This is a genomic window from Thalassotalea euphylliae, from assembly GCF_003390375.1.
Lineage (GTDB): Bacteria > Pseudomonadota > Gammaproteobacteria > Enterobacterales > Alteromonadaceae > Thalassotalea_F > Thalassotalea_F euphylliae_A.
Genome location: NZ_QUOT01000001.1, coordinates 4,212,589 through 4,239,018 on the forward strand (window position 1 = coordinate 4,212,589; position 26,430 = coordinate 4,239,018).

General features: G+C 42.7%; 32 protein-coding genes and 1 pseudogene. 22 read left to right on the forward strand and 11 right to left on the reverse strand.

All coding sequences use genetic code 11. The features are described from left to right. Nucleotides 1-44 precede the first annotated feature (44 nt). A complete protein-coding gene (locus DXX94_RS18360) occupies nucleotides 45-1,874 on the reverse strand; it encodes a bifunctional diguanylate cyclase/phosphodiesterase (protein ID WP_116018137.1) in 1,830 nt (609 codons plus the stop codon). Nucleotides 1,875-2,282: 408 nt separating this feature from the next. Here DXX94_RS18360 and DXX94_RS18365 point away from each other — a divergent pair, with 408 nt between their 5' ends. From DXX94_RS18365 to DXX94_RS18445, 17 genes are all read left to right on the forward strand, one after another. Beyond that, a complete protein-coding gene (locus DXX94_RS18365; RefSeq protein ID WP_116013192.1) occupies nucleotides 2,283-3,323 on the forward strand; it encodes an IS481 family transposase in 1,041 nt (346 codons plus the stop codon). Nucleotides 3,324-3,380: 57 nt separating this feature from the next. Continuing rightward, nucleotides 3,381-3,602 (forward strand): hypothetical protein, encoded by a 222-nt coding sequence (locus tag DXX94_RS18370; protein WP_116018139.1) that lies wholly within the window; start codon nucleotides 3,381-3,383, stop codon nucleotides 3,600-3,602. Nucleotides 3,603-3,634: 32 nt separating this feature from the next. Continuing rightward, on the forward strand, nucleotides 3,635-3,943 hold the full coding sequence (locus tag DXX94_RS18375) for a hypothetical protein (RefSeq protein WP_116018141.1): 309 nt from the start codon (nucleotides 3,635-3,637) through the stop codon (nucleotides 3,941-3,943). 142 nt (nucleotides 3,944-4,085) lie between these two features. Beyond that, nucleotides 4,086-4,532, forward strand: a complete 447-nt coding sequence (locus tag DXX94_RS18380; protein ID WP_116018143.1) for a hypothetical protein — start codon at nucleotides 4,086-4,088, stop codon at nucleotides 4,530-4,532. Nucleotides 4,533-4,535: 3 nt separating this feature from the next. After that, nucleotides 4,536-4,757, forward strand: a complete 222-nt coding sequence (locus DXX94_RS18385; RefSeq protein ID WP_116018145.1) for a hypothetical protein — start codon at nucleotides 4,536-4,538, stop codon at nucleotides 4,755-4,757. Then, complete coding sequence (locus tag DXX94_RS18390) at nucleotides 4,748-4,990, forward strand: hypothetical protein (RefSeq protein WP_116018147.1); 243 nt, start codon at nucleotides 4,748-4,750, stop codon at nucleotides 4,988-4,990. Before DXX94_RS18385 ends, DXX94_RS18390 begins: the two co-directional genes overlap by 10 nt. After that, the gene (locus DXX94_RS18395; RefSeq protein ID WP_116018149.1) at nucleotides 4,987-5,550 is read left to right on the forward strand and encodes a hypothetical protein; all 564 of its coding nucleotides are present in this window, start codon (nucleotides 4,987-4,989) and stop codon (nucleotides 5,548-5,550) included. Before DXX94_RS18390 ends, DXX94_RS18395 begins: the two co-directional genes overlap by 4 nt. A 20-nt stretch (nucleotides 5,551-5,570) precedes the next feature. Continuing rightward, entirely contained in the window at nucleotides 5,571-5,819 is a 249-nt protein-coding gene (locus tag DXX94_RS19610; protein WP_116018151.1) for a TraR/DksA C4-type zinc finger protein, read from the forward strand. Nucleotides 5,820-5,821: 2 nt separating this feature from the next. Beyond that, nucleotides 5,822-6,175 (forward strand): DUF2730 family protein, encoded by a 354-nt coding sequence (locus tag DXX94_RS18405; RefSeq protein WP_116018153.1) that lies wholly within the window; start codon nucleotides 5,822-5,824, stop codon nucleotides 6,173-6,175. A gap of 4 nt (nucleotides 6,176-6,179) precedes the next feature. Further along, nucleotides 6,180-6,467 carry a VpaChn25_0724 family phage protein gene (locus tag DXX94_RS18410; protein ID WP_116018155.1) on the forward strand — a complete coding sequence of 96 codons (288 nt, stop codon included), beginning with the start codon at nucleotides 6,180-6,182 and terminating at the stop codon, nucleotides 6,465-6,467. Between the two features lie 2 nt (nucleotides 6,468-6,469). Continuing rightward, the gene (locus DXX94_RS18415; protein ID WP_258872215.1) at nucleotides 6,470-7,057 is read left to right on the forward strand and encodes a DUF3486 family protein; all 588 of its coding nucleotides are present in this window, start codon (nucleotides 6,470-6,472) and stop codon (nucleotides 7,055-7,057) included. After that, nucleotides 7,054-8,712, forward strand: coding sequence for a terminase large subunit domain-containing protein (locus tag DXX94_RS18420; protein WP_116018157.1), 1,659 nt, complete (start codon nucleotides 7,054-7,056; stop codon nucleotides 8,710-8,712). The genes DXX94_RS18415 and DXX94_RS18420 overlap by 4 nt, the downstream gene beginning before the upstream one ends. A gap of 143 nt (nucleotides 8,713-8,855) precedes the next feature. Next, the gene (locus DXX94_RS18425) at nucleotides 8,856-10,187 is read left to right on the forward strand and encodes a hypothetical protein (RefSeq protein ID WP_116018159.1); all 1,332 of its coding nucleotides are present in this window, start codon (nucleotides 8,856-8,858) and stop codon (nucleotides 10,185-10,187) included. A 265-nt stretch (nucleotides 10,188-10,452) separates the two neighbouring features. Further along, nucleotides 10,453-10,617, forward strand: coding sequence for a hypothetical protein (locus tag DXX94_RS19355; protein WP_181901585.1), 165 nt, complete (start codon nucleotides 10,453-10,455; stop codon nucleotides 10,615-10,617). A 23-nt stretch (nucleotides 10,618-10,640) separates the two neighbouring features. After that, nucleotides 10,641-11,624, forward strand: coding sequence for a hypothetical protein (locus DXX94_RS18435; RefSeq protein WP_116018163.1), 984 nt, complete (start codon nucleotides 10,641-10,643; stop codon nucleotides 11,622-11,624). Further along, nucleotides 11,614-13,197, forward strand: coding sequence for a hypothetical protein (locus DXX94_RS18440; protein WP_116018165.1), 1,584 nt, complete (start codon nucleotides 11,614-11,616; stop codon nucleotides 13,195-13,197). The genes DXX94_RS18435 and DXX94_RS18440 overlap by 11 nt, the downstream gene beginning before the upstream one ends. A 3-nt stretch (nucleotides 13,198-13,200) precedes the next feature. Further along, complete coding sequence (locus DXX94_RS18445; protein WP_116018167.1) at nucleotides 13,201-13,881, forward strand: hypothetical protein; 681 nt, start codon at nucleotides 13,201-13,203, stop codon at nucleotides 13,879-13,881. A 233-nt stretch (nucleotides 13,882-14,114) separates the two neighbouring features. Here DXX94_RS18445 and DXX94_RS18450 read toward each other — a convergent pair whose 3' ends face one another. Then, nucleotides 14,115-14,531 carry a VOC family protein gene (locus DXX94_RS18450; RefSeq protein WP_116018169.1) on the reverse strand — a complete coding sequence of 139 codons (417 nt, stop codon included), beginning with the start codon at nucleotides 14,529-14,531 and terminating at the stop codon, nucleotides 14,115-14,117. Between the two features lie 220 nt (nucleotides 14,532-14,751). Here DXX94_RS18450 and DXX94_RS18455 point away from each other — a divergent pair, with 220 nt between their 5' ends. Continuing rightward, complete coding sequence (locus DXX94_RS18455; protein WP_116018171.1) at nucleotides 14,752-15,558, forward strand: peroxiredoxin family protein; 807 nt, start codon at nucleotides 14,752-14,754, stop codon at nucleotides 15,556-15,558. A 113-nt stretch (nucleotides 15,559-15,671) separates the two neighbouring features. Here the strand turns inward: DXX94_RS18455 and DXX94_RS18460 are convergent, their stop codons facing one another. The 3 genes from DXX94_RS18460 to DXX94_RS18470 are packed head-to-tail and all read right to left on the reverse strand — an operon-like array spanning nucleotide 15,672 to nucleotide 17,269. Further along, the gene (locus tag DXX94_RS18460; protein ID WP_116018173.1) at nucleotides 15,672-15,956 is read right to left on the reverse strand and encodes a SelT/SelW/SelH family protein; all 285 of its coding nucleotides are present in this window, start codon (nucleotides 15,954-15,956) and stop codon (nucleotides 15,672-15,674) included. Nucleotides 15,957-16,013: 57 nt separating this feature from the next. Beyond that, nucleotides 16,014-16,493, reverse strand: coding sequence for a GNAT family N-acetyltransferase (locus DXX94_RS18465; RefSeq protein ID WP_116008469.1), 480 nt, complete (start codon nucleotides 16,491-16,493; stop codon nucleotides 16,014-16,016). Nucleotides 16,494-16,498: 5 nt separating this feature from the next. Next, nucleotides 16,499-17,269 (reverse strand): hypothetical protein, encoded by a 771-nt coding sequence (locus DXX94_RS18470; protein ID WP_116008468.1) that lies wholly within the window; start codon nucleotides 17,267-17,269, stop codon nucleotides 16,499-16,501. A 445-nt stretch (nucleotides 17,270-17,714) separates the two neighbouring features. Between DXX94_RS18470 and DXX94_RS18475 the strand changes: the two genes are divergently transcribed. Beyond that, entirely contained in the window at nucleotides 17,715-18,323 is a 609-nt protein-coding gene (locus DXX94_RS18475) for a TetR/AcrR family transcriptional regulator (RefSeq protein WP_116018175.1), read from the forward strand. 309 nt (nucleotides 18,324-18,632) lie between these two features. Continuing rightward, nucleotides 18,633-19,076 (forward strand): TraR/DksA family transcriptional regulator, encoded by a 444-nt coding sequence (locus DXX94_RS18480; protein ID WP_181901586.1) that lies wholly within the window; start codon nucleotides 18,633-18,635, stop codon nucleotides 19,074-19,076. A 21-nt stretch (nucleotides 19,077-19,097) separates the two neighbouring features. Here DXX94_RS18480 and DXX94_RS18485 read toward each other — a convergent pair. Then, a protein-coding gene (locus tag DXX94_RS18485) for an IS3 family transposase (protein WP_116013626.1) occupies nucleotides 19,098-20,248 on the reverse strand; the annotation gives its coding sequence in 2 pieces (ribosomal slippage) (nucleotides 19,098-20,002 and nucleotides 20,002-20,248; 1,152 coding nt in all). 114 nt (nucleotides 20,249-20,362) lie between these two features. Here DXX94_RS18485 and zigA point away from each other — a divergent pair. Further along, nucleotides 20,363-21,569: pseudogene (gene zigA, locus DXX94_RS18490) on the forward strand (zinc metallochaperone GTPase ZigA). Nucleotides 21,570-21,686: 117 nt separating this feature from the next. Here zigA and DXX94_RS19700 read toward each other — a convergent pair. The 4 genes from DXX94_RS19700 to DXX94_RS18505 form a co-directional block, all read right to left on the reverse strand. Continuing rightward, on the reverse strand, nucleotides 21,687-22,244 hold the full coding sequence (locus tag DXX94_RS19700) for a type II secretion system protein (RefSeq protein ID WP_116018177.1): 558 nt from the start codon (nucleotides 22,242-22,244) through the stop codon (nucleotides 21,687-21,689). A gap of 293 nt (nucleotides 22,245-22,537) precedes the next feature. After that, a complete protein-coding gene (locus DXX94_RS19755) occupies nucleotides 22,538-22,792 on the reverse strand; it encodes a cytochrome b (protein ID WP_181901587.1) in 255 nt (84 codons plus the stop codon). After that, a complete protein-coding gene (locus DXX94_RS19220; RefSeq protein ID WP_147302313.1) occupies nucleotides 22,701-23,177 on the reverse strand; it encodes a hypothetical protein in 477 nt (158 codons plus the stop codon). The genes DXX94_RS19755 and DXX94_RS19220 overlap by 92 nt, the downstream gene beginning before the upstream one ends. After that, entirely contained in the window at nucleotides 23,138-23,464 is a 327-nt protein-coding gene (locus DXX94_RS18505) for a helix-turn-helix transcriptional regulator (RefSeq protein WP_116018181.1), read from the reverse strand. Before DXX94_RS18505 ends, DXX94_RS19220 begins: the two co-directional genes overlap by 40 nt. A 338-nt stretch (nucleotides 23,465-23,802) precedes the next feature. On the opposite strand from DXX94_RS18505, the gene DXX94_RS18510 reads away from it, so the two are divergent. Further along, nucleotides 23,803-24,980 (forward strand): IS3 family transposase gene (locus DXX94_RS18510; protein ID WP_116016061.1). Its coding sequence is split into 2 segments (ribosomal slippage): nucleotides 23,803-24,070 and nucleotides 24,070-24,980, totalling 1,179 coding nucleotides; the frame shifts between segments, so codons are not numbered across the junction. Nucleotides 24,981-25,106: 126 nt separating this feature from the next. Here the strand turns inward: DXX94_RS18510 and DXX94_RS18515 are convergent. Then, the gene (locus tag DXX94_RS18515; protein ID WP_116013192.1) at nucleotides 25,107-26,147 is read right to left on the reverse strand and encodes an IS481 family transposase; all 1,041 of its coding nucleotides are present in this window, start codon (nucleotides 26,145-26,147) and stop codon (nucleotides 25,107-25,109) included. Nucleotides 26,148-26,430 lie beyond the last annotated feature (283 nt).

Consider the following 26,430-nt stretch of genomic DNA (forward strand, 5'->3'; position numbering starts at 1 on the left):
ATAGCTTAAACGCTTTGGTTTATTGGGGCTTAGTTTATTGAAGTTTAGTTTCGCAAGTAAGCGACATTCGCTTGGTTAATACAACCAAGCTCTGGCTTTTGGCCGTTAGTGCCTTGCCTGAGTGTTATCACTTCTCCACGCGTTGCTTCTTTGGCAACTTTCTTCGCTTTGCTCGCTTGTACCGAAACATCATGCACTGAGCTAATTACATCAATGTCAGGGCTGATAATGCCACAGGAAAGTGACAGTAAGGGAATTAAGGTGTAGTTTCCGGCGCGATCAACGGCAAAGTAGCCAGACTGTTTTACATGCTCTAGTTCAAAATATTGAATGATACGTTTTTCAAACACCAAGAGAATTTCCTGACAGCAGGCAAGGGCGTCGCCAGACTGAAAAACAACAACGAAATCATCACCACCAACATGGCCAATAAAGTTCTCCTGATTGTGCTTATTACCATGTTTATTACTGTACTCAACGATAACGTCGGCAACTAATTTGATCACTTGATCACCAGCGGCATAACCATATACATCGTTGAAAGGTTTGAAATTATCAAGATCAAAGTAAGCGAGTTGAAAATCGTGTTTGTGGCTTATTAACTGATTAACTTTGCGTTCAATGACAATATTGCCCGGTAGCATGGTTAATGGGTTAGCCTGCTGAGCGTGCATGATTTTCTCTTCGGTCATCATCTTCAATATAGACCTAACACTGGCTAAGCCGGCGTATTTACCTTTGGTGGTGACAATAAATTCAGGGTGCAAATCAAACTCGCTATGGTCAGTAATAAACTTACTCACATCATCTAGGTTTGAATGCTCATCAACCATTAAGCTCACAGGCCGCATTACTTTAGCTATGGGCTGTTTATCATATAAGGCATGCCCGTAGTCAGATGAAAGCAGATCCGTTAATTCATCGCGATACACCATGCCCATCGGTAATTGCATGTCATCTACAACGGCAATAGTTTTTAAATTTGGCTCTGCTTTGAACTGGCTGTAAACCGCTTTGCATGAAATATCTGCAAAAATCGGCTCGATTCGCTGAATAAGTTTACTTAATTCGAATTGAGCATTTGGCTTAGCGGTATCTTTTTGTAAAGGCTTTTCTACTAGAAGTTTGGGAAGCTGGGTTTCCGGTTCACTTTGTGGCTTGCCAAGCAAATAACCTTGCGCATATTTCATGCCCAGCTTACGCAGCAGCAGATACTCATCTTCATTTTCAATCCCTTCTGCGATCACGCTAACACCTGTGGTTTTACCAAGCTCAAAAATGGTTCTAATTAGTTCTCGTTTAACAATATTGTGCTGGCAGCCGCTAATAAAATACCGGTCGATTTTAACGATGTCTGGGCGAACTTCTGACCACTGTTTTAATCCTGAATGGCCTGTACCTAAATCGTCGATAGCAATTTTAAAACCCAGATCTCGATAACGTTGTAATCCCGTTTTTAGCAAATTTTCATCAGTTGCCTCGTAACGTTCAGTGATTTCGATGACAATTCTTGCTGGATCAAAGTCATAGTCGCGCAACATGGCTGGCATAGAGCTCGCTTTATGCTTGGTTTGCTCGATAGCCAGTGGGCTGGCGTTGAGGAACAAGAATCCTTCTAAGCCTAACTTTACAAATTGCTTGATGGCGATGCGGCGACAGCATTGCTCTAGTTCTGCGATTAAACCAAATTCGAAAGCTTTATCAAACAATTCTGCTGGGTTATACGTCGGCGGCTCAAATGGGCTGCGAACTAGTGCTTCGTAGCCAATGGCAGTGAATTGATGAACATCAAAGATTGGCTGGAAGAAGCAACGAAAATTCTTTGAATGAATTAATGACTCAAGTCCTGATTTTGTTATCGCTGAACTTTTCATAAAGGGGCCTACTAATACAACATGCTAGCGCTAGAGCAATAAAGCCTTTGCTGGTAAGACCTTGATGTTATGAAAGTTATGTGACTAAAAAGTGACAGAGCAGCGAACTTAGTTGCTAATTAATTAGCAACTAAACAACAAAAAAGTCAGCAACTTGCTGACTTTTTTATGAAACAAACCAAGATAAATAATATATAAATTTGCGAAAATTTGTGGGATTAGGTTGGACGATGTTGGATAAAGTGGGACAAAAATAGAAAAAGCCTTTCTATTATAGAAAAGGCTTTGTTCGCAGTTTATTTGAATTAGTTCAGACAAGATCTGACACATCTTCTTGAAAAGTAGAGAGTTACCCGTTTTGATAAAGGTGCTGAATCTTTAATCAAAACAAACAAAGAGGTAACTCTCATGCTTCATACTAACAATCCAATCATTAAACACAAAGCAGGTTTGCTCAACCTAGCTGAAGAACTTGGTAATGTATCCAGAGCTTGCAAAGTGATGGGCGTATCACGAGATACATTTTATCGTTATCAAGAGCTGGCTGAAGATGGCGGCATTGATGCGCTTATTGATAAGTCCCGCCGAAAACCAAATATAAAAAATCGTGTTGATGAAAAAACCGAAAAAGCAGTAATGGATTATGCCATTGAATACCCCGCGCACGGCCAAGTCAGAACCAGCAATGAACTTCGTAAGCAAGGCGTATTTGTATCTGCCAGTGGCGTGCGTTCAATCTGGTTGCGCCATGACTTAGAAAACTTCAAAAAACGGCTGAAAGCGCTTGAAGAGAAAGTCGCTAACGACGGCATCATTCTCACCGATGCTCAAGTTGCTGCACTTGAGAAGAAAAAGAACGATGATGAAGCTTGTGGCGAGATAGAAACGGCTCATCCGGGCTACCTAGGCTCACAGGACACGTTTTATGTGGGTAATCTAAAAGGTGTTGGCCGTATCTACCAGCAGACGTTCGTTGATACTTACAGCAAGGTTGCATTTGCCAAGCTCTACACAACGAAAACGCCAATCACTGCTGCTGACATACTCAACGACAAGGTTTTGCCTTACTTCGAGCAGCACGAGCTACCAATGTTACGCATTCTCACAGACCGAGGCACTGAGTATTGTGGCAAGGTTGAACATCATGATTACCAGCTTTATCTAGCAATAAATGATATCGATCATACAAAAACGAAAGCGATGTCACCGCAGACAAATGGTATCTGTGAACGTTTCCACAAAACAATATTGCAGGAGTTTTATCAGGTTACGTTCCGTAAGAGGCTCTATGGCTCGTTAGAGGAATTACAAAAGGATCTGGACGAATGGATGGTTTATTACAATAATGATCGAACTCATCAGGGCAAAATGTGCTGTGGCAGAACGCCACTTGAAACATTACTTGATGGAAAATCGATTTGGGCTGAGAAGAATTTAGCTCAAATCTAAACTGACAGTCACCGATTGAAAAACGGGTAACTGTCAGATCAAGTCTGAACTAGTACAATGGCCGAGCTTTATATCACTAGCGACAAAAACAATTACCAAGTGCGGCTGGTAACCGATATCAAGCAGCTAACACGCAAGCAAAAACGTTACTTGCCACAGCCGTTATGGCTAATTAAGCAAATATCGGCAGAGCTGGGCCAAATGTCATTTGGCACAGACGATGGCTTTAGCGAGATCGCCATTAACTTTCCAACCAAACTATTAAAACAACACTCTTAATACCAACATTAACAACACAAGGAAAAACGTTTATGACAACGACAACGGACACCCAAGTTAACGCTGATGAATCACTAAACGAGTTAAATCAAGCAGAAGACAACGTATCGTTTAGCGCCATGTTTAGTAAGTTAATTGCCTACTTGGTAATTTTGGTGAGTTTATTTACTATGGTTAAGCCTTTTGGTGCGCTGCTGCGCGGTGTAACTAAAAGCAATAGCGCAATCGAAACCAGCGTTTTATATTCATCGTTAAGCTTTAGTGTATTGGGCCTACTGCTCGCTTGTATTTTACTTCAGCTTACCCATATTGCTGAGCGCCTAAATAAGCCAAATGCCTAGCCGACAACACCCTGTAAAACTTACCTAAAACTTTACTAATTTAGTTTATTACCAAGCCCTTAGACATGCTGCCAAACTGGCAGCATGTTTTGTTTTTAGCGCCCGATTATCCAGTTAAATGGGCCAATAAGGTGCAGGTAATATGGCTAAATCTATTCCTTTTTTCCGCATTGAAGAACTGGTTGACCCAGAAACTTTTAACCAATATGGCCAGCGCTGCTGGTGGTTTTTATCAGAAAAAGCACTCGCTAGCTTAGTTGCGCTGCGCGAACAGTTTGGACTGTTAACGGTTAACGATTGGGTATTCGGTGGCGGCTATAAGTATTCCGGCTTTCGCCATCCTGATTGCCCAATCGGTGCCAAGCTCAGCCAGCATAAATTTGGTCGTGCCTTTGATGTCAAATCAAAAAACTATAGCGCCGTTGAAATGCAGGAATATATCTTGATGCACCCGCATCAATTTCCGCATATCACCACCATGGAAAATGCTGAGCAAACACTAGGCTGGCTGCACTTTGATACCCGGCCAGTGACAACCGAAGGCAACCAAGACGGCCAGCGCGAAATCACCATTTTTAATTTGAAGTAAGCCATGGCGCTGCGCTCTGAAGAACGTATTCGCGAAGGTCGCCGCGCTAGGCTGCGCGCCGAGGTTTACCACGCACTGGATAACAAACCAATTGAAGTGCAGTGCATTTACCTTAGGCCAGAGCAACGTAACCAGTTTATGCGCGGTTGGCAGAGTGTCAGTTTAGTGGATATTCACCATGCGATTAAACGCGCTAAGCAGCAGCGAGAGAAATCATGTTTGTAGAGTTGGAAGTTTTAAGTTTACTGGTTTGGCTATCAATTGCAGGTGCTGTTGGAGTCTTTGCAGCTGGCTTTTGTTTTGGTCGCTGGGCAATAACAAAAGTTATACAGCGCTATTTCTGTAAACATGAATTTGTCCATATCGAATACAAAGGTAAAGAAGTTTCCGCTTATTGCCACATATGCCAATTTACTAAAGCAGCAAATAAAAGAGTTAAAAAGGGAAACAACGTATGAGTATCACTGCAATTGCACTAGGTATTGCCAAGTTACTTGATGTAGACGACTGGGTGATTGACAAACTTACTAGCTCAGATAACCAAGCGGTGAATTTGGCGGGTAAAGTGGTTGAAGCGGCGCTTGATATTACCGGCGCATCTAGCCCCAAAGTGGCCTTAATTTCACTAGAGCAAAACACGGAATATCGCTATCAACTCGATAAGCGCTTACAAGAACAAAAGCATGAGTTGTTGATGGCAGCTTTTGCTGATCGCAGTGATGCACGTGATATGTACAAAGCTCACCACAGCCAAGCAGACCAGATTGCCAAAGGCATTATGCGCTGGAATTTACCCGTAGTATTGCTGCTGGTAATCGCTAATTGCTTGGTGGTTTTTTACTTTAAAGACAACGCAGCACTACTGGCAATTGTCTGCAATGCCATTGGCATGGCCATGCAAAAGCTCTTTGACGAACGCCAAGCAGTGACTGCCTTTTTCTTTGGCTCAAGCCTAGGCAGTAAGCAAAAAGATGCAGCTGCCAATTCGCAGCTAAATATTTCCCCAAAACACCAGTAACGCCATTTAAGGAGTAGTAAATGGGTGACGCATTTGACCGCGCTCAGCAGCTGGAAGAGCAACATCGTAAAGCAGCGTTAAAACGAGCGAGAGCAAATAGTACTGCGGCTAGCCAAGCCAGTTATTCACAAACTATGGCACAAGATGGCCGCCGCTATTGTCTTGATTGCGATATTGAGATCAACACCAATCGCTTGTTGGCTGCACCACACACACTGCGTTGTATCGACTGCCAAGAAGACTTTGATAAGCGCCAAGCGCGGAGATAGCAATGGAATGGCTTAACGAACACTTCAAAATCATTCAGTTTGTGCTGTCTGCTGCTTTTGCTGCCATTGTCTTTGTCATGATGCTGGTGTTTGTTAAGCGAAAAGAGCATAGCGATTTGAAAGCACGTGTCAGTACATTAGAACAAACCTACTGCGAGAAAGACGAGCACACCAAGCTGGCCAATCGGGTAACCACTATTGAAACCCAATTAAAAGACTTACCGAGCAGCAAAGATTTTCACCAGTTAGAAAAGGACATTGGCGAGCTGAAAGGCTCGCTTGAAGGTGTGCAAACCTTGCTGGCCAACATCAATAACCAAGTCAACATGCTTGTTGAAAATGAAATTAAAGGATAGCGCCATGGCTCTACAAGATATTAAAAATCAGCACCATCGACTGTCAATTTTACGTGCTTTAGAAGCGCTGGGATATCGTAGTAATGACAGCATGATCCAAGACACCTGCGAAGCATTTCACAACATTATGAGCCGCGATCAGGTACGCACTAATTTGCGTTGGCTGGAAGAGCAAGGCTTGGTAACAGTCGATACTGTTCACGACATTATGAATGCAACACTAACTAGTCGTGGTCAAGACGTAGCACACGGCAAATCTTTTGTGGATGGCGTTAAACGTCCGAGTGCCTAGCTATGATGCAAGACAACCAACCAAAGAAGCGCGGTAAAGCATCAAAAATAGACTTGTTGCCCGAAGCCTTAAAAAAAGAGCTAGACGCCTTACTGCGTGATAAAAGCTACTCACAAGCAGATATCTTGGCGGCAATCAACGAGCGAATTAGCGAACAAGGTTTAGGTGACGAGAAGAAAATTAGCCGCTCTGGGTTAAGCCGTTACTCAATGGAAATGGAAGCTGTGGGTGCAGAAGTGCGTGCTATGCGTGAAGCGACAGAAGCTTGGGTGGCACAGTTCGGCGAAAAGCCAACAGGTGAAACCGCGCAGCTGTTGCTGGAAATGCTACGAACCCAACACTTTAAATTGCTCATGCAAGCCAATGCCGATCCAGATATGGTGCTTGATGCCAAAACCATTAACGCGTTGGCTCTTGCGCTGCAACGATTAGAAAGTGCAGCCATGCTTACTATGAAGCGTGAAAAAGAAATTAAGAAGGCATTTGCTGAAGAGGCAGCTGAAGAGATTGAAAAAACTGCACTGATGCAAGGGGCAACCGCAGAAGGTGCTAAGTTATTCCGCGAAACCTTATTGGGTATGGTGCAATGATCGCCTGCGAACAAGAGCAGTCTGCGCTGGTTGCGGAAAACACCAGAGCTTTTAACGCCTATGTTAAAGCGCTTGATTTGTGCGACACAATTGAAGAGCGCTTTGGTGGTCTGCCGCTATTTATTCTTTATGACCCAACCGATTTATTGCACGGCTACCAAAAACGCTGGATAGCTGACGACTCAGATCTAAAAATTGGTGAGAAGTCCCGTCGGATTGGTTTGACCTACGGCGAAGCGGCAGATGCTGTTTCATACGCTAGTCGCGCCAAAAATGCAGGTGGTACTAACCATTTCTATCTGGGTACTACTAAGGAAATGGCGCGTGAATTTATTGAATGCTGCGCCTTATGGGCAAAAGCATACTCAGCCGCTGCCAGTGAAGTTCGCGAAGAAATATTTATTGATGGTGGCAAAGAAAATAAAGAGGTTCAGGTATTTGCTATCTACTTTGCCTCTGGTTTCAAAATTCAAGCGCTAAGTTCTAATCCCGGCGTACTGCGTGGCCGACAAGGTAACGTAACAATCGACGAAGCAGCATTTCATGACAACCTAGCAGAAGTTCTCAAAGCTGCATTAGCACTAAAAATGTTGGGCGGTAAGATTCGATTGATCAGCACCCATAATGGTGAACACAGTCAATTCAATGAGCTAATCAAACAATCAAGAGCGGGAAAGAAGGATTACTCTATACACCGCATCACAATCGAAGATGCTTGTAACGAGGGCTTGTACTTTCGCGAATGTAACCGGCAAGGTAAATCTTGGACGCCAGAAAAACAAAAGGATTGGATTGCAGGTTTACTCAAAGACACATTTAGCAAAGAGGATGCCCTAGAAGAATATTACTGTGTACCTAAGCACGGTAACGGTGTTTATATTCCGCGCGTGCTTATTGAGCACGCTATGAAAGCGGATATTCCAATTATCCGTATTAGCGCGCCAAGTGACTTCTTAGATTGGTCAGCCGAACATAAACGCATTCAAATCCAAGAATGGAAAGACCTATTAAAGCCTCACTTGGCCAAGTTGGATAAATCACTATCTCACTGCTTTGGTGAAGACTTTGCCCGCAAAGGCGATTTGTCAGTATTTGTTCCGCTAACTATTAACAAAGCTCTTTCTAAACGGGTGCCATTTCTGGTTGAGCTTAGCCAATTAACTTACGAAGCGCAGCGCGAGTTAATGTTTTATATCTGTGACAACTTACCGCGCCTTAAAGGGCTAGCGTTTGATGCTACAGGTAACGGTGGCTTCTTAGCTGAAGCAGCGGCAGAACGTTACGGCTCAACGAGAGTTGATCAGGTGATGTTAAACGACTCTTGGTATCGAGAGTGGATGCCCAAGCTAAAAGCTGACCTTGAAGATTTAATGCTAGAGATACCGCAGCACGAAGACATTTTAAATGACATGAGCTGCATCAAAGTAATCAACGGCACGCCGAAAATTGAAAAAGGTTCAAGCAAAGGCAGCGATGGCAGACAGCGCCATGGTGATTTTGCCGTGGGTTTAGCGATGGCCATTAAAGCGTCTTGGACGGAAGGCGAACCCGCTGCCGGTGCAACAGTCGATGATAGTAGCGTTAGCCACAAAGACTTGTTTACCCCTGCACGGTTAATGAAGCGACGCATTCGGGTATTAAACAACAGGTATTAGCCTGCAATTAGAAAAATGGCTTAAACGCCCTGAGCGGCGATTTAAGCGTTTTTAACGAAAAAGCCACGCAATGTTACTTTTGCCTAAAGTAATCGCCGCTGTGGAGTTTATAAATAATTTATGAACAAGGTATTGGTGCCGTTATGAGTTGGAATAAGCCTAGCACTTGGTTTGGTGGCAAAAATGCAGAGCAAAGCACTACCGAAACAGATGAACAAACTGAACAAGAAGTCACGGTAAGAGAGTCATACGGCGTTACCGTCGATAATGAAATTGAACAAGGTTTCCGGCGCATTAGTGAAGACAGCGAGCGCAACTTGTCGCCGATGGCGCAAGAGCGCATGCGTAAAGTCTCATACAAGCTATGGGAATCTAACCAGCTGGCTAACCGCATCATTGAACTGCCGCTGGCTTATATTCTGGCTGAAGGGGTAAAAATCACCCACCCAGAAGAATACTACCAAAGCATTATTGACCAGTTTATCAATAACCCAATTAACAACTTTAAGGTCAAACTCGAAAAGCGTTTTCGCGAGCTGGCAATTTTTGGTGAGCAATTCTGGCCGTTATACATCAATGAATTTAACGGTGCGGTGCAAATGAACACCTTAGCCAATAGCAAAGTTGAAACCGTTATTTTTGACCCAGACAACGAAGAACAACCGATTGGCGTTATCACCAAGCGTGATACCAAAGGCAATTACAAGCGTTACCGTGTCATCATTAATGGCCCTGAAACTTTGTTTACTCAGCGTACCCAGCAAATTAGAGAAAGCTTTGCCGATGGTGATATCTACTACTGCAACATTAACAGCTTGCTGGTCTGTGGCCGTGGTAAGTCTGACCTACAAGCGTCGGCCGATTTCCTCGACCTTTACGACGAATTTTTATTTGGCGAAGCAGAGCGCGCCGACTTTATGCGCCTGTTTTTGTGGGATGTCACTTTAACTGGTGCCGATGAAGACGAAGTAAAAAAACGCGCCAAGGAAATTCAAACGCCAGGGCCAAACGCAGTGCGCGTGCACAATGAAAACGAAGTGTGGAAAGCAGAAAGCCCGAACTTAAACAGTGAAGACACCGACAAGCTAGGGCGTTTACTACGCAACCATGTACTGGGCGGTAAAACCATTCCCGAACACTGGTTTGGCGGCGGCGGTGATGTGAATCGCGCTACTGGCGAAAGCATGAGCGAGCCAACCTTAAAAATGCTGACGATGCGCCAAAACGTTTATCAAGCGATTTTGTTTGATCTGGTTATCTATGCGCTTCGCCAACACGAACTGGCAATCAATGGCCGTGAACCAGACTTTGATCATGAAATATATCAAGCGTCTATCGAGTTCCCAGAAATGACCGCCAAAGATACCAGCAAGTATGCAACTGCATTGCAGCAAGTGGTGGTGGCCTGCCAATTGATGGTGCAGCAAGGCTTTGTTACTGAGCAAACCGCATTAAAGCCGTCATTTATATTTTGACGGTAACGACCTTTACATCACCGGAAAAACTTACGCCCAGAATATTCAAGGCGATATTACTGACGGCCAGTTTGTTACAACTGCGGCCAATAAAAACCTATCAATTACTGCCACCACGATTTTATCAGTGGATATTCCCGCGCAGCCTTTTAGACGACTACTTAGAATCGACACGTTCAATATTTATTCGAACAATACGCAAGTCACTGGATATATCTCTGGCGATTTTTCATCAACTGCTTTTGTGACAAATACGAGTGGATTGATGACGCAACCGTTGTGGGCAGAAATCCCCGCTAATCAAGGCGGCAAGGCATATTTAAAAATGCGAAAGATTAATAGTGTGGGTGAGGCGTATGTACCCAAAGACGTAACCATTGGTGTCATGATTTTGTCTGCCGCAGAATCCATTTCAGTCAATCTTTATTAATAATAACCGGAGCGAATTATTCAATGTCAGTCATTAGTTTAAATTCCGTATCAGTCAATGCAGGTGATACGGTGATAAACGTATCGAATGCCCCTGCGGGTCTATCTAAAATCTTAAAAAGTTCGGTTATCACTGTTGATAACTACGCTGCTGATATTCCTGTCATTGGCGGTGACGATAGTGGCACTATTACGCTTGAGTCACCGTGGGGTTATGGCAATGTGTCAAACGCCAAAGCGCGAGTGCAAATCGGCTTTGATGCGCTCGCCAAAACAGGCCAAGACTTTAAAGCGGCAAGTGAGTTTACGAGTAATGTCGGTAAACTGTTGTCTGAGCAGCTTACCGAAGATAATGCAGCTAAAGAAACGCCATTGCTTAGCGGTGGCAAGCATGTTGGGCCAACGATTGAGCATTTAAAAAAGACAACCAATGCACTTAATGCACAAGCGGCGTCGCTGGTGGGTAGCGTGCAAGCGATGACTAAAGCGGAGTTTTTTGCGCTGTCTGAAACGCGTAAAAATCAATATGCGGGAAGTGGGTTTATTGAAGCGGGTCTAAATAACCCGTCTGCGTCAAGACAAGTAAACGACGGTCTGAACACTATACCGACAAACAGCAATGTTGTTTACTTAGGGCGCGGTTCAGATGGTGTTGGCACTAGCCGCTCTAACTACCCAATTTTCAACATCAACGGAATGAGCGTCTATGTTTCCGAAAATCTTTTTCATAACGAAGTGCGATTACCAAATGCACCCGATGGTCTAGATAAAAACGATGGCACACGCTACGCCGACTTAGCCGCTGCAATAGTTGATGGTGGCACATCACTGTCTAATTCTGTGCTAACCCGACAAGACTTAATTTTATTAGAAGTGTGGCACGAAAAAATAAGCGATAAAGACGTAGTGTACCCGCTTGGCAACGTGCAGTACGGCGTAAGTTCATGGCAATCGGTCGCGCTAAGCAATTCGTTAGTTGTTCAAGGGTACTCAGCGTTTGAACACTAGCGCGGAATTAGCATTTGGTTTGGGGTCAGGCAGTTGGTATGTACAACCCCAAGGTAGTGGTGACAGTGCGGCTGATTTAGGAACCGGACGCAATTTTTTGGGGTTTATCACCAATAATGCCAGTGGTACAGAGAGTTTAGATTTAGGGCACTTTGCTTACAGAGCCAATCAATCAAGCAAAGCACACAATGCTCTAGGGTTTGCAATGCCTATTCCCTTGGTGCAGCGCAGAAATAAAGGTGCATACCATGGTGCATATAACCCCAGTGGTGCTAACAGGTCAGTATCTAATGATGGTGCCAGTTCAGCATTTTGGTGGCAACAAAATTGGACAAGCGATGTTTCAGAATGCTTTACCGACAATGGCAATAGCGCTTGGGGTACCTGGGGAAGAATCGCCTCTAACTTATCAGGAAGAGATGACGGTAAGTTCTATGATGCCATTTATTCAGAAGATGTTATCGATTTGCGAGTATCAGCGTACAAGCCGAACTTATACGACTTACTAACACGATATGAACAAAAAGCGCTATCTGCTGAGATTCGCGGGTATCAGAGTGTCCCTTTTTTAATTAAATTTGATGTCAATACTGGCACCGCTAACGGCGCGGCAACATCAGTGTATGTTGCCAATAACAACTCATACAAGGTTGATGATTGGTTATGGATTGAAACCGCATCAGGGGAATACGTAAAAGCTACTATTACAGGTGTTGCGCCTAACGGAATTGAGCTATATACAAATATCTCTTATGCCAGGTCACAAAACACAAGAGTCGCGCATCATCGCAATTTCACGGTAAAATCAAACCAACCAACACACACAGATATTGTTGGTGACCCCACCAAAATCAAAGCAATGTTAGATGCTAAAGGTTGGGATGGCATTGCTGGGCAATGGTTGCCATTTATCCCGAACAATAGCACCAAGGCTAAACTGAGTGAAAAGGTCTTGACCGCGTACACTCGACAGTACACCAGCGACAACGGCGCGACCTGGATTAGCGGCGGTTTTGGCGTTGATACAGTGTCAAATGAAGCACAAGATAAGTTCGCTAGCCATCAAATCGCTTTTTACCATTATCAAACACAAGCCAAGTTCCTTGACGTTGCAAATAACGATGAAGTCTTGGCCGTAGGTGATGCCAATTTACTTGTTTCGTCAGTCAACAATGTTGGCGGTCTACTACTGAAATCTTGCATCGACAAAGTAGGCAAGTATTCAGGTGCATGGGCAATTAACGAGTCTAAATCCATTACTTCGCATCAAATTGATACTTATAGTGGCGCGTGGCAAACAGCAGGCACAGGAAAGCCCAAACATGACGGTTTTGATATGGCGGGAAGAATGGTTGATATACCCGCCGCTAAAGTGCTGACGTATCTCACACACGACAACGGGCAGTTGTATCTTCAATTTATCTATAAAGAACTCAAGTACAACAGCGATTGGGGCGATACCAACGATTTTACAATTGTAAACGGCGAAAGCGTGGTAACCGATGATAACGGACAGTCTGTAAGCGCTGGTCAGAAGCGCGTAGCACTTCCATATTTTTATAGCGAGCGATAGCAAATGATAAATACGTATAAGTACAACGCGGAAGACAACGTGCTTGAAGTGACACAAGCTGAGAGTAAATCACTGGAAGACATTAAACGTGTTATGTCAGCCAACAAACCGATTGCAGTTGTAGATAAGTTTATCGAGCTTTACTTACTGACACTCGACTCTGAGCAAGAGGCGGCTGACAAGTGGTATGAGCAATACCTTCTTGTTGAAAATTCAGACCCTACTGAGCAACGCGAGATAGTCACCGAGACTGATAGTGATGGCGGCGAACAATCCCGCACACTACCGAATGCTTACGAAGTCGCACTTGCTGCTCGTCATGAACTTGAAGCTTCACACGCATGGCTGAAAAGTTTGCGTGGCATAGAAGCACAAGAGCGCCCCGTTTTTGTTGCTGATGTTGAACAGTGGAAATTGGACAACAAATCGTTGATGTCTAGCTACCTCAAACGCCAAGGTGTAAAAATCAATGACGTTTTTGTCAGCCTCACCGAGTCGCAGCAAAACGGTATCGCAGCCATCAAGCAAGGCTTAGACCTTGCGGAAAAGCATGGCAGAACGATATTACCGATTAATTTTAACGCCGAGACACCAACGGGAAATCAATGGATTAAGTTTGACACCATTGATGAATTTGAAATGTTCGCACTTCAATTTATGGCAGCTCGACAAGTGTTCTACTAAAAAGAGATAACGTGACGATAAAATAAAAACCCAGCGATTTAGCTGGGTTTTTATTTTATTTCTATTATCGAAACGAAATTACTATAATAGAAAAACCTAATTTTCGCATTTATCGCAATTGCATTAGCAATTTTTCGCGCGCGGCATCATTTTTATGCTTTACTACTTTGCTTTACCATACTACTCAATAGATGAGTTAGTTAAGCTAATGTGACCTTGGTGGGTACTATAGCTTACCAAATACCGGTATTCTTCATGCTTGCCCAAGGCTCTTGTGGCGCTAGGTGGCCTTCTTGCAATAGTTCAATAGATATACCGTCAGGTGAGCGCACAAATGCCATGTGGCCATCGCGTGGTGGTCGATTAATTGTTACGCCTGCATCCATCAATCGCTGACAAGTGTCGTAGATATTTTCAACGCGTAGGGCTAGGTGACCAAAGTTACGACCATCGCTGTATGGCTCTGTTTCACCCCAGTTATAGGTTAGCTCAATTTCATGGCCACCTTCTTCTGCAGCAAGAAATACAAGCGTAAATTTACCTTCTGGCACTTCGTGGCGGCGCAATTCTTTTAAACCCAATAGATCACAGTAAAAATGGAGTGATGCATCGATGTCTAACACGCGCACCATGGTATGTAATAGTTTCATAGCAGTCTCTTATTATTCCAAACAAATCCCAAGCAAACGGCTGTACACCAGCCAACAAAACATCGCAATTATAGCGCTAAGTAACAGGAAACCAAGGAGAAAGGCGAGTTGAAAGGTTCTATAAGAGCCTACAAGCTAAGATTTGTACCTAACGGTATGCATATGTGTATAATCAGAATATAAATCAATGTAGTAACTTATGAATAACTAGGTGGTTGACGTGGAAATTTCTTCTATTACTTTGGCGATTATCGGCTTTGTTTTACTGAATTTAGCGATGGTGCATTACTTTGCCAAAGTTAAGCAAAGCAAAACACCACGCGCACCGTTGTTGTTAATTGTTGGTATGGTGGTGAGTTCACTGCTTTCTTTGGTGGCATTGGCAAACCACACTTTTACTGCTGATCTTGCGAGCATTACTATTGCGCTGTTGGCATTTAATAACCTTTCTACATCGGCGTTATTTAGCTACTTTTTAGCCACACGAAAAACTCCGCTTGGTGATATTAGAGTGAAAGTTGGTGATCAATTACTGCCATTTGCGAATGAGCAGTTTGATACGGGTGAACTTGCGGGTAAACGCACATTGATAAAGTTTTACCGTGGCTCTTGGTGCCCATATTGCTCGTCAGAGCTGAGCATGTTTGAAGCGCTAACACCTAAGTTGGCGGCGCATAATATTGATATTGTTGCTATTTCCAATGACTCAAAGGTTGAAACCACTGCCCACGCCAAGCGTGATAACTTAAGTTTTAAGTTAATTGCCGATCCAGCGTTGGCCATTATTCGTCAATACGGTGTTGAACACCACAAAGGCTTAGGGGCAACTGCTGACGATACACTTAACGTATTTGGTATTGCGATGCCATTGCCGTGGAAAATGCGCTTTAAAGCCATGGCGATCCCAACAAGCTTACTGGTTGACGAAAACGGCAAAATCGTGTGGATAGACCAATCGGATGATTACCGTATTCGCGCGAGTGAAGAGCGTGTAATGGCCGCAGTTACCAATAGTTTTAGTGACTAATAGCTTTAAATACTAGTAGCTTTGGTTAATAGAGGTCTGAGCGAGATAGGCGTTGCCTGAATTACCAAATAGGACATCATAGGGACATCACAGGCAAGCCTAAGTTAAATCAGCTATTTGTTCGCAGTTTTGCGATCGATACAACCTAAATCTCGCTCTGGTGCAATTACATCGCGAACGGCTTGCTTGAGCTCGGTTATCTCGGGAAAACGTCCCATCGTTTTACGTGACCAAATGAGTTGGCCGTTAGCAACAATTTCGTAAATACCGCCAGTGCTGGGCTTTAAGCCAACTTCGTCAACTTCTTCTTCAAAAGTAGAGAGAATTTCCTGCGCCATCCAGCTAGCGCGAAGTAACCAGCGACATTTAGCGCAGTAGGTAATTTCAATTTTGTTCATCTTCGGGCAATTAAAAAAGTTATAAATGAAAGTGGCTAGTATACAAGTACAAAGCCTCTATCGCGCAATACTGTTTTGGTAAACCGCCTTATTTAACTCCATTAGATAGAAGAGGGTTGGCTCACCATTAATCTCCATTGCAACCGTTTTTTGGTTTTCAAATCCAAGCTTTTGGTAGAGTGCGATACCGACTTGGTGATTTAGCCGAACTTTGAGGAAGAGCTTCTCAAAGCCAAGTTCGAAGCTTTTGTTAATGGTCGCTATCATGAATTGTTTGCCGTAACCCTTGTTCAAACAACTTGGTTTAATCGCGATATAGAATTCTGCTTGTCCACCTTCAAAAACATCCAGCAAGCTCAGCCCGACCAGATCTGGCGTGTAATAACCAAATGCATGGCAAGTGGCTTTGTTGGCTATGGTGTCTAGCCAACCGCCCGGTTGAATGGCGTAGTCTAAGTCACGAAAAATTTCTGGGTAATGGCCCCATGTGTGAATTTCATCGCGCGCTTGAATGGGTAATGGTTTAAGCATATTCATGGCGTTTAGATTGGTGTTGCTTGGCTGAACATATGATTGTAAAAGGCTTTGTACCTGACTAATTCTTCTGATTTTAGCTTAATTTCGCCACCAACAAACGAGCGCTCCTTGAGTTTCCAAATAAACACTGAGCTATCGTCAAAAATACCAAAATCAATGGATTCGATTTCATTTGATTCTGCTTTTAAGGTGATCGAATTTTCAATATCGTTTTTAAGAATATAACGAGTGTTAATACCCGCGTCTTTTTGGGCTTCAATTGTTGGCATTAGCCGCGCTAATTCGTCTTCTGAGTCAACTATAAAGACCTTTTTAATATCGACGTTTTCACCAAAGGTTTTGGCTTTTTGAATGGCTAATGCAGCATCCGCCCAAGGATTGTTGTAAATATCATCGCTTCGAATATAGTTAGTCGCGTAGTAACAACTTTTGACGTTCCAGAGTAGCTCTCGCCAAACACTTGGCATGTCTCTATCTTCAAAGGAGACGATGCCGTATTTTAGAATGTACGACATTTTTTGTTCGACTTGGTGCTTGGATTCACTAATAATTTTGATCAGTTGCTCGTAGGTGGATTTTACATCTTTAATATCCGCATGCTGGCGATAGGTTTCTACAAAAAGTACCATGATTAAGGTACTGAGTAGGCCGACAACTACGCTAAGCAAGGCGGATAAAGAAGAGCCGTCGTCGGCTAATTTATAAGTTAAATAGCCCGATGCTAAACCAACAAGGATCTCTATTCCCTTGATAATGTATTCGCTCTCTAAACGCATTATTATTTTTCCATACAAACAAAACTCGTGAAATGGAAAGCTATCAAATCTTTAGTGTGATAGAAACAACTTATTTCACTGAATTTTATAAATATTTGTGAGTTGCTAAAAGTTAGTCCGAGTCCCTGTTTATTTCTAGTGAGTGAAAACGCAATTGACTGGCGGTATTCGTTTAATCGAGCGCCAGTTTGCATGAATTTTATTGCCTTCGACAAAGCTCATTGAATAACCTTGATTTTATCGTCGTCACTGATGCAATGAATAGCTGTCCTTTGGTTTTGCCGTAATACTCAGGTGTTTAACCTAGGTACTTTACTTTAATGCTTTACTTTTATTTCGATGATAACAAAAAGTAAACTCAAGAGTGTAGTTAGGTTGTTCTGAGTTGAATCATAGAATAAGCTAAATTACACTGTGAGGTGTAAAATAATATGAGGTCGAGAAGTTGTCTGCAATTAAACGCCGCGATACCAGTAAAAAAAGAAATACGATCCTAGATGCCGCTATTGAGTGCTTTATTGAGCTTGGCTATGAGCGCACCAGCATGGACTATATCGCAGAGCGCGCGTGTGCGTCTAAACGCACCGTATACAATCACTTCGCTAGCAAAGAATTGTTGTTTAATGCGGTTATCGCTCGGTTTATTGTTGCCAATGAAGAGCAAAAGCAAATTGATTATCAGCCAGCGACTTCTTTAGCAGTGCAACTGCGCCAGTTTGCCCAATTGAAAATTGCGGTCTCGCAAGATGCTAAGCAATTAAGCTTTATGCGTATGGCATTCGGGGTTTTGCTAACGCACCCAGAAATTGCAGAGCGCGTGATGCAAAATACCGATAAAAGTGAAGATGGGTTACATAACTGGTTACAAGCTGCTGTGGATGATGGCAAACTGTTGATCAACGATATTGCACTGGCAGCAGAGGTGTTTTGGTCAATGTTTTCTTCGACATTTTTTTGGATGGCATTATTACAAGGGCCACAAGAAAAAGCGCGCTGCGAGCTGTTAACGCAAGAATTCCTAGAAACATTTTTAGCTAAATACCAAGTTGTATAAGTAGTTCAGCTCTGCCAGCGCATGTTGGCTTTTAGATCTTGAATCTTGTGCAACCTATATTTTCTCTACTTGCGGCAGTTTGATTGACCAAAAATTTTATACTTCAATTGTCGCTTCACTTCACCTTAACTAGCTCACTCAGCTTGAAAAAAACTGCACCAAGCAATTCAGTTCCCAGCCAACTGCAACACACGTGTTTAGTTCTTATGAAATTATTATCAGCGTGAAAAGTTAATCGCTTTACTTTTATTGATGTAACAATTGTTATGTTATAACATAACTTTAATTTGATTTTATTGAGGAGGTGATATGCAAGTTAATCAAGCTGTATCAAAGCTACCTTCTACTCAGCAGCTGCTCGAAGCACCAGAATCCAATTACATGAATGATGAGCAATTAGCTTTTTTCAAGAAGCATTTGATTGATTTACATGATTCAACGCGAGAGCGAATTCGCGAGGCAAAAGAACAAATGCTAAGCCCGCCAGATTTAAGCGATATCAGTGATAGAGCTTCGTGGGAAGAGCAGTGCGCTATTTTGATGCGCATAGTCGATAGGGAGCAAAAGCTGCTACCGAAGATTCAGCAATCGCTAGAGCGAATAAGGTTAGGGGAGTATGGCTACTGCTTGGAAACAGGCGAACCAATAGGGATACCTCGCTTGTTAGCGCGTCCAACCGCTGAATATTGCGCCGATGTAAAAATTTATCAAGAACTAAAAGAGCACATTTATCACAAGCAGCGCGAAACATAGTGCTGAATCGACCAGACTACCCTAGACGTTTTCTTGATTCATAAAATAGGTTTTATCATAGTCAGTTGGAGACTGATTATTTAGATAACCATGTTTACGTTTGCTGTTATAAAACATTTCGATGTAATCGAAAATATCTTCCTTAGCTTTTTCTCTATTTTTGTATTTTCTTCGCTTGATCCGTTCACGTTTTAGCAACTGAAAGAAGCTCTCAGCAACAGCATTATCATGGCAGTTACCTCTACGACTCATACTGAGTGATAAATTATGCTCAGCAGCAAATCGTTGCCAGTCATAACCTGTAAATTGGCTGCCTTGATCGGAATGTATAATAACCGTTTGCTTAGGTTTTCTTCGCCATACAGCAGCGAGTAATGCACTTAAGACTAAATCAGTATGCATCATCGATTGCATCGACCAGCCAACGACTTGCCGAGAAAACAAGTCGATAACTACGGCTAAATAGAGAAAGCCTTCGTGCGTATCAATATAAGTGATATCAGTTACCCAAGCTTGATTTGGCTGTACTACATCAAACTGTCGTTTTAACTGGTTATCTGCGACCACAGAAGGCTTAGTGCCATAGTTGCCTTTGCGCTTCTTATAGCCGACTTGAGCTTGAATGCCTGATAACTGCATTAATCGATGAACTCTATTCTTTGAGCAAACTTCACCTAAATCCAACATATCACTTTGAATTTTGCGATAACCGTAAACGCAGCCGCTTTCAAGCCAAGACTGTTTGATTAAACCCGTTAAGCGCTTGTCATCCTTAGCTCGCTTGGATTCTGGCTTTTGCAACCAAGCATGAAAGCCACTGCGGTGAACTTGCAACGCTTGGCACATCAGCTTTATGGGGTATTGGTTGAGCCGAGACTTTATGAACGTGTACTTTTCTTTGACTCGCCCGCAAAGTACACGGCGGCTTCCTTTAATAGATCACGTTCTTGTTGAGTACGCTTTAGTTCTTTCTCAAGCGCTTTAATACGCTTTTCTTGCTCGGATAATTCTTGGTAGTGTTCGCTGTTACTGCCATAGCGTTTTAACCAGATATAAAGACTATTTGTCGAGATATCTAACCGTTCTGCAACGCTTGCAACGGAGTGACCTTTTTCAGTCACTTGCTTAACGGCCTGAACCTTAAATTCTTCGGGAAATCTTTTAGCGCTCATTCATCCTCCTAGGACACAAAGTTTACAACTTATTTGTGTCTAGGAAAATCTGGTCGATTCATGCAACTTGTTGTGCATAAATTGAACTGAAGTTTAGAAGGGCTAGGGCTAACCATGTTAAATACGTCTAATCAACTACCCGTTACTGTGCTTTCCGGCTTTCTAGGGGCGGGGAAAACAACAGTACTCAACCATATTTTAAATAATCGCGAAGGGCTCCGAGTGGCTGTGATTGTTAATGATATGAGTGAAATTAACATTGATGCGGCAACGGTGCAAAACGAGGTGAGCCTAAATCGCTCGGAAGAAAAATTAGTGGAAATGAGCAATGGCTGTATTTGCTGTACGTAGCGTGAAGACTTGCTCGAAGAAGTGAATCGTTTAGCTAAAGCTGGCAAGTATGATTATCTAGTGATTGAGTCAACGGGCATTTCTGAGCCACTACCTGTTGCTGAAACATTTACGTTTGCAGATGAAGATGGCGTTAGCCTGTCAAATATTGCTACCTTAGACACTATGGTAACTGTGGTTGATGCCGTTAACTTCTTAAACGACTATGATGAAGCCAAATCTTTGCAAGAGGTAGGGGAAAGTTTGGGCGAAGAAGATGAGCGTAGTGTTGCTGATTTACTTGTTGAGCAAGTTGAGTTTGCAGATGTGCTCTTGATAAGTAAAACGGATCTTATTGCCGAGAACGACCTCAAACGCTTAAAAAGCATATTAAGCACCCCTTAATACTGAGGCTGAGCAGATCGCAATTGAACACGGAAATGCACCACTTCAACAAGTATTAAATACTAAGAAATTCAGCTTTGAAAAAGCACAACAAGCGCCAGGTTGGTTAAAAGAAATGCGTGGCGAGCATGTTCCTGAAACCGAAGAGTACGGAATTAGTAGTTTTACGTTTTGTGAACGACGACCATTTCATCCGCAAAAGTTTTACGACTTTCTACACAGTAAAGAAATAGCCGGTAAACTAATTCGCTCTAAGGGATTCTTTTGGTTAGCAACACGGCCTCACTTCGCGGGCAGTTGGAGTCAAGCTGGAGGTATTGCCCGATACGGCGCTGCAGGATTATTTTGGTTTGCAGTACCTCGTGATCAGTGGCCTGATGATCCTGAATATTTAAGGGCGATTGAAGAACAATGGGTAGAGCCCTTTGGCGATATGCGACAAGAATTAGTTTTTATCGGTCAAGGCTTAGACAAGCAAGATATTATTGCGCGCCTAAATGCTTGTTTACTTACCGATGAAGAGTTGATTCAAGGGCAAGAGGTATGGAAAACGTTGCCCGATCCATTTCCATCATGGGGACATTAGGAATAACTCCACTTTGGCTAATACGCCCTAATGCAAACTGAACAAAAATGCCGCTGTTACGCGGCATTTTTATTCTATTCTAATTTTTGTTAATCCCTAAAGCCAAATTGCACTTTATTAGCAGTTGTCTGTCAGTAGGCGAACTAACGGTTCTGTTGAAGCTGTCGGGCCAATGTAGTTAACAGAACAATTGGTTTCACTGGCGCTAACACCTTGTGGAATAATTCTAACAATTTCGACTAAACCACCGTCACTCACTGCACACCAACTATCAGGGCAAGCCTCATTGGCGTTTAGGGGTTGAGTGTCTAGGTTCCGAATATTAGTTGTATTAACAAAATGCATGAGCGAGGTATTCCAACGGCCAAGTGGGTAGCCATTTAATAATGGAACATTGACTGTTTGCGAACTGCCTGCAGTGCTCGGAAGCGCGATAGTGTCTGAGCCAGAAGTCGCATTTTCGATTGTCGCTTTTGCATTGGCAAGCTCTATAGCGCCTCGAAGCGCACCTTCCATTCCTTCTAACGCGGAAATGCGAGCATCTCTGCTTAGGTTTATAAATCTAGGAACAGCAACCGCCGCTAAAATACCTAGAATCACGATAACTACAACTAACTCTATAAGGGTAAAACCCTTTTGCGATTTAACTTTTGGGGAACGGCTATTAAATAACAAAATAATACCTATATTTTTGTTTATTTATGACTAATCAATTCGATTGTGGACAAGCATCTTACTCGAAGCCACAAATAAAGATATTGATCACTAACAACACTTGGGTAACTGCGCGAAAAACCTAGCAAAAACTTATAGCTAACAAGTAAACTTTACATATAAATTAATCGCTGGCGCGGATTTTAGACAATCCTGACTGAAAATAATATTGCTATTTTGTACAAACTAAGCAGATCGGATGTCTGAATAGCCATTTCAATTGCATGAACAGATATAATAGCCTGCTCTTAGCATTACATCATACGGGCTAGCACATTGTGTTTTAGCCAGCAGTGATGATAAACCACTGCCAACAAATGCACTGATAGCGAACCAATTAATAGCCAGCTTAGGTAAAAGTGGCTAGTAGTCATAATGCTGGCAAGCTTTGGGTATACATCAAGAAATGGTGGAATCTCAACAACTGAAAAGTAGTGCAGGGTATGTCTCTCCAAGCTTGAACCAAGCCAGCCTGTCAGCGGTGTTAAAACAGCACAAACGTATAACAATAGGTGTATTGTACTGGCGATTTTTAAGTGGTCTAAAAATTAATTCAGCGATTAATACCGCATAAAGAATTGAAATAGAGGCCAGCCCTATTTCATAAACATAGCCAGGCGCATTTTCACCATTGAATGAATAGTATGATGCTTCAACTATGTCGGTAATTGTCCAAAAAACACCTGACGTATAGGAGTAAATAATTAATCGTCTTAACACGGGTAAATGTTGATTGGCCTGTTTTATCTGTTTGGGTTCTTTAACAAACCAACTGATGGTTGCGATAGATTGAAGTGTTGGCGTAAAGCCACAGGTCATAAACGATAGCGACAATAGGGTGAGTATATTAAACGCTAACGCCCATACGTTAATAAATACGTTAGGTCGTTCCATTCCCACGCAATAATTGTTGAGATTAAGGCGATAATAATGGTGATACCAATAACGCCACCAATATTTAGTGAACCGTCACCGATGCTACTTTTAAATTCATCATCAAGCTCTGCTGGGGAAACACCGAATGCGGAAGCGATTGCCATACATGACTCATTGGAGCATCGGCCATCTTTTTCAGCGCGTTGAATGGTTCTTAAACTAATACCGCTAACTTCTGCTAACCGCTCTTGTGACCATCTATTTTCAGCGCGATACATTTTTAATTTGGTTGTTGAAATATTCATAGTACTTCCTTGACAAAGTCCACAGAATTTATAGTCGCAAAATCCATGACAGTGCTACGACAGTTTGCCGCCAACAGCTGTTATAGCCAAGTTTTTAGCGCCAAGCATTTAATACAAGTCGCTTTTCTGAGAAGTTTATCTTCATGAACACAAGTTTTTTCGATAATGCACTAACGTCTCTTTCGCTAGTGGGTGAAGCACTCACGCTACTTATTCAGTGAAATTTGAAAGCTAGTTGAACTATGTCATGTCGCGTTATTTGAGTGTAGTGGTATAACAAATTTGGCCACCTAGTTAGAGGTGGTATCATCACCTCATAAAATTGATTAGGTGACAAAATGACAAGAACAGGCAAACGTAATTTCACACCAGAATTTCGGTTAGAAGCTGCTCAATTAGTTGTTGATCAAGGTTATTCCGTTCGAGAAGCAGCAGAAGCGATGAGCGTTGGTAAGTCGACAATGGATAAGTGGGTGCGTCAGCTTCGTAATGAACGCAAAGGCATCACCAGCAAAGCCAGCCCAATGACACCAGAGCAGTGTAAGATTAAAGAGCTTGAGAAAAAGATAAAACGCATTGAATTAGAAAAGGAAATTCTAAAAAAGGCTACCGCTCTCTTGATGTCGGACTCGATGAACAATTTAAACTAATTAAACGACTCAAAGAGAGCTATGCGGAATTCACCATTTGCCAAACATTTAATGTTCATCGCAGTAGCTTTAAGTATTGGAATAAGCGCTCTAAGAAGCCGAATAGCAAGCAATTAAAAGAAATCGCTGTCGTTAAGCAAATCCACCGTGAAAGTAATGGCGCAGCGGGTTCTCGTACAATATCCACGATAGCGATAGACCGTGGCTATGATATTTCACGTTTCAGGGCGACAGGCTATATGAAACGTTTAGGCTTGGTGAGTTGCCAGTTACCGAAGCACCGTTATAGAAAAGTAAATCAAGAGCATGTGGCGATACCTAACCATCTCAATCAGCAGTTTGATGTGGTTAAGCCGAATCAGGTTTGGTGCGGTGATGTTACGTATATCTGGGTTGGCAATCGCTGGGCTTATTTAGCAGTTGTTATTGATTTATTTGCGAGAAAACCGATTGGTTGGGCAATGTCTCTATCGCCTGATACAGCATTGACGAGCAAAGCACTGATGATGGCTTATGAGATGCGTGGTAAGCCTAAAGGTGTGATGTTCCATAGCGACCAAGGGACGCATTACACCAGCCGAAGCTACCGTCAATTGCTATGGCGTTGTCAGATAAAGCAAAGCATGAGTCGCCGTGGTAATTGTTGGGATAATAGCCCGATGGAGCGATTCTTTAGAAGTTTAAAAACAGAATGGATACCCACAACGGGTTACCGTTCCTTTACTGAAGCTAGAGCTGAAATAACACACTATATTGTTGGTTATTACAGCTCAGTTAGGCCGCATCACTACAATGCTGGTTTAACCCCAAATGAGTCAGAGAAAAGATACTGGCTTGAATACAAAACCGTGGCCAATTTAAGTTGACCACTACAAAGTAACCCGTGCAGCATAAGATATCCATAGCGAGGATATTCTGCTGCCAAAGTCCTTAGATGTACTAGTTCAGACTTGATCTGACAGTTACCCGTTTTTCAATCGGTGACTGTCAGTTTAGATTTGAGCTAAATTCTTCTCAGCCCAAATCGATTTTCCATCAAGTAATGTTTCAAGTGGCGTTCTGCCACAGCACATTTTGCCCTGATGAGTTCGATCATTATTGTAATAAACCATCCATTCGTCCAGATCCTTTTGTAATTCCTCTAACGAGCCATAGAGCCTCTTACGGAACGTAACCTGATAAAACTCCTGCAATATTGTTTTGTGGAAACGTTCACAGATACCATTTGTCTGCGGTGACATCGCTTTCGTTTTTGTATGATCGATATCATTTATTGCTAGATAAAGCTGGTAATCATGATGTTCAACCTTGCCACAATACTCAGTGCCTCGGTCTGTGAGAATGCGTAACATTGGTAGCTCGTGCTGCTCGAAGTAAGGCAAAACCTTGTCGTTGAGTATGTCAGCAGCAGTGATTGGCGTTTTCGTTGTGTAGAGCTTGGCAAATGCAACCTTGCTGTAAGTATCAACGAACGTCTGCTGGTAGATACGGCCAACACCTTTTAGATTACCCACATAAAACGTGTCCTGTGAGCCTAGGTAGCCCGGATGAGCCGTTTCTATCTCGCCACAAGCTTCATCATCGTTCTTTTTCTTCTCAAGTGCAGCAACTTGAGCATCGGTGAGAATGATGCCGTCGTTAGCGACTTTCTCTTCAAGCGCTTTCAGCCGTTTTTTGAAGTTTTCTAAGTCATGGCGCAACCAGATTGAACGCACGCCACTGGCAGATACAAATACGCCTTGCTTACGAAGTTCATTGCTGGTTCTGACTTGGCCGTGCGCGGGGTATTCAATGGCATAATCCATTACTGCTTTTTCGGTTTTTTCATCAACACGATTTTTTATATTTGGTTTTCGGCGGGACTTATCAATAAGCGCATCAATGCCGCCATCTTCAGCCAGCTCTTGATAACGATAAAATGTATCTCGTGATACGCCCATCACTTTGCAAGCTCTGGATACATTACCAAGTTCTTCAGCTAGGTTGAGCAAACCTGCTTTGTGTTTAATGATTGGATTGTTAGTATGAAGCATGAGAGTTACCTCTTTGTTTGTTTTGATTAAAGATTCAGCACCTTTATCAAAACGGGTAACTCTCTACTTTTCAAGAAGATGTGTCAGATCTTGTCTGAACTAATTCACCTTAGACGCTCTCTTATGACTGTGTCAGCCTTCTTTCTTGGACGATATCGAAATGCAGTGCGACTGACACTTGATAGTTGGCAAGCCACTCGTTCACTGAGGTTAAACAGTTCGATTAAATGACTCGCTATCCGCTTTCTATCCGAAGGCTTTACCACTTTTTTGAAAGTACATC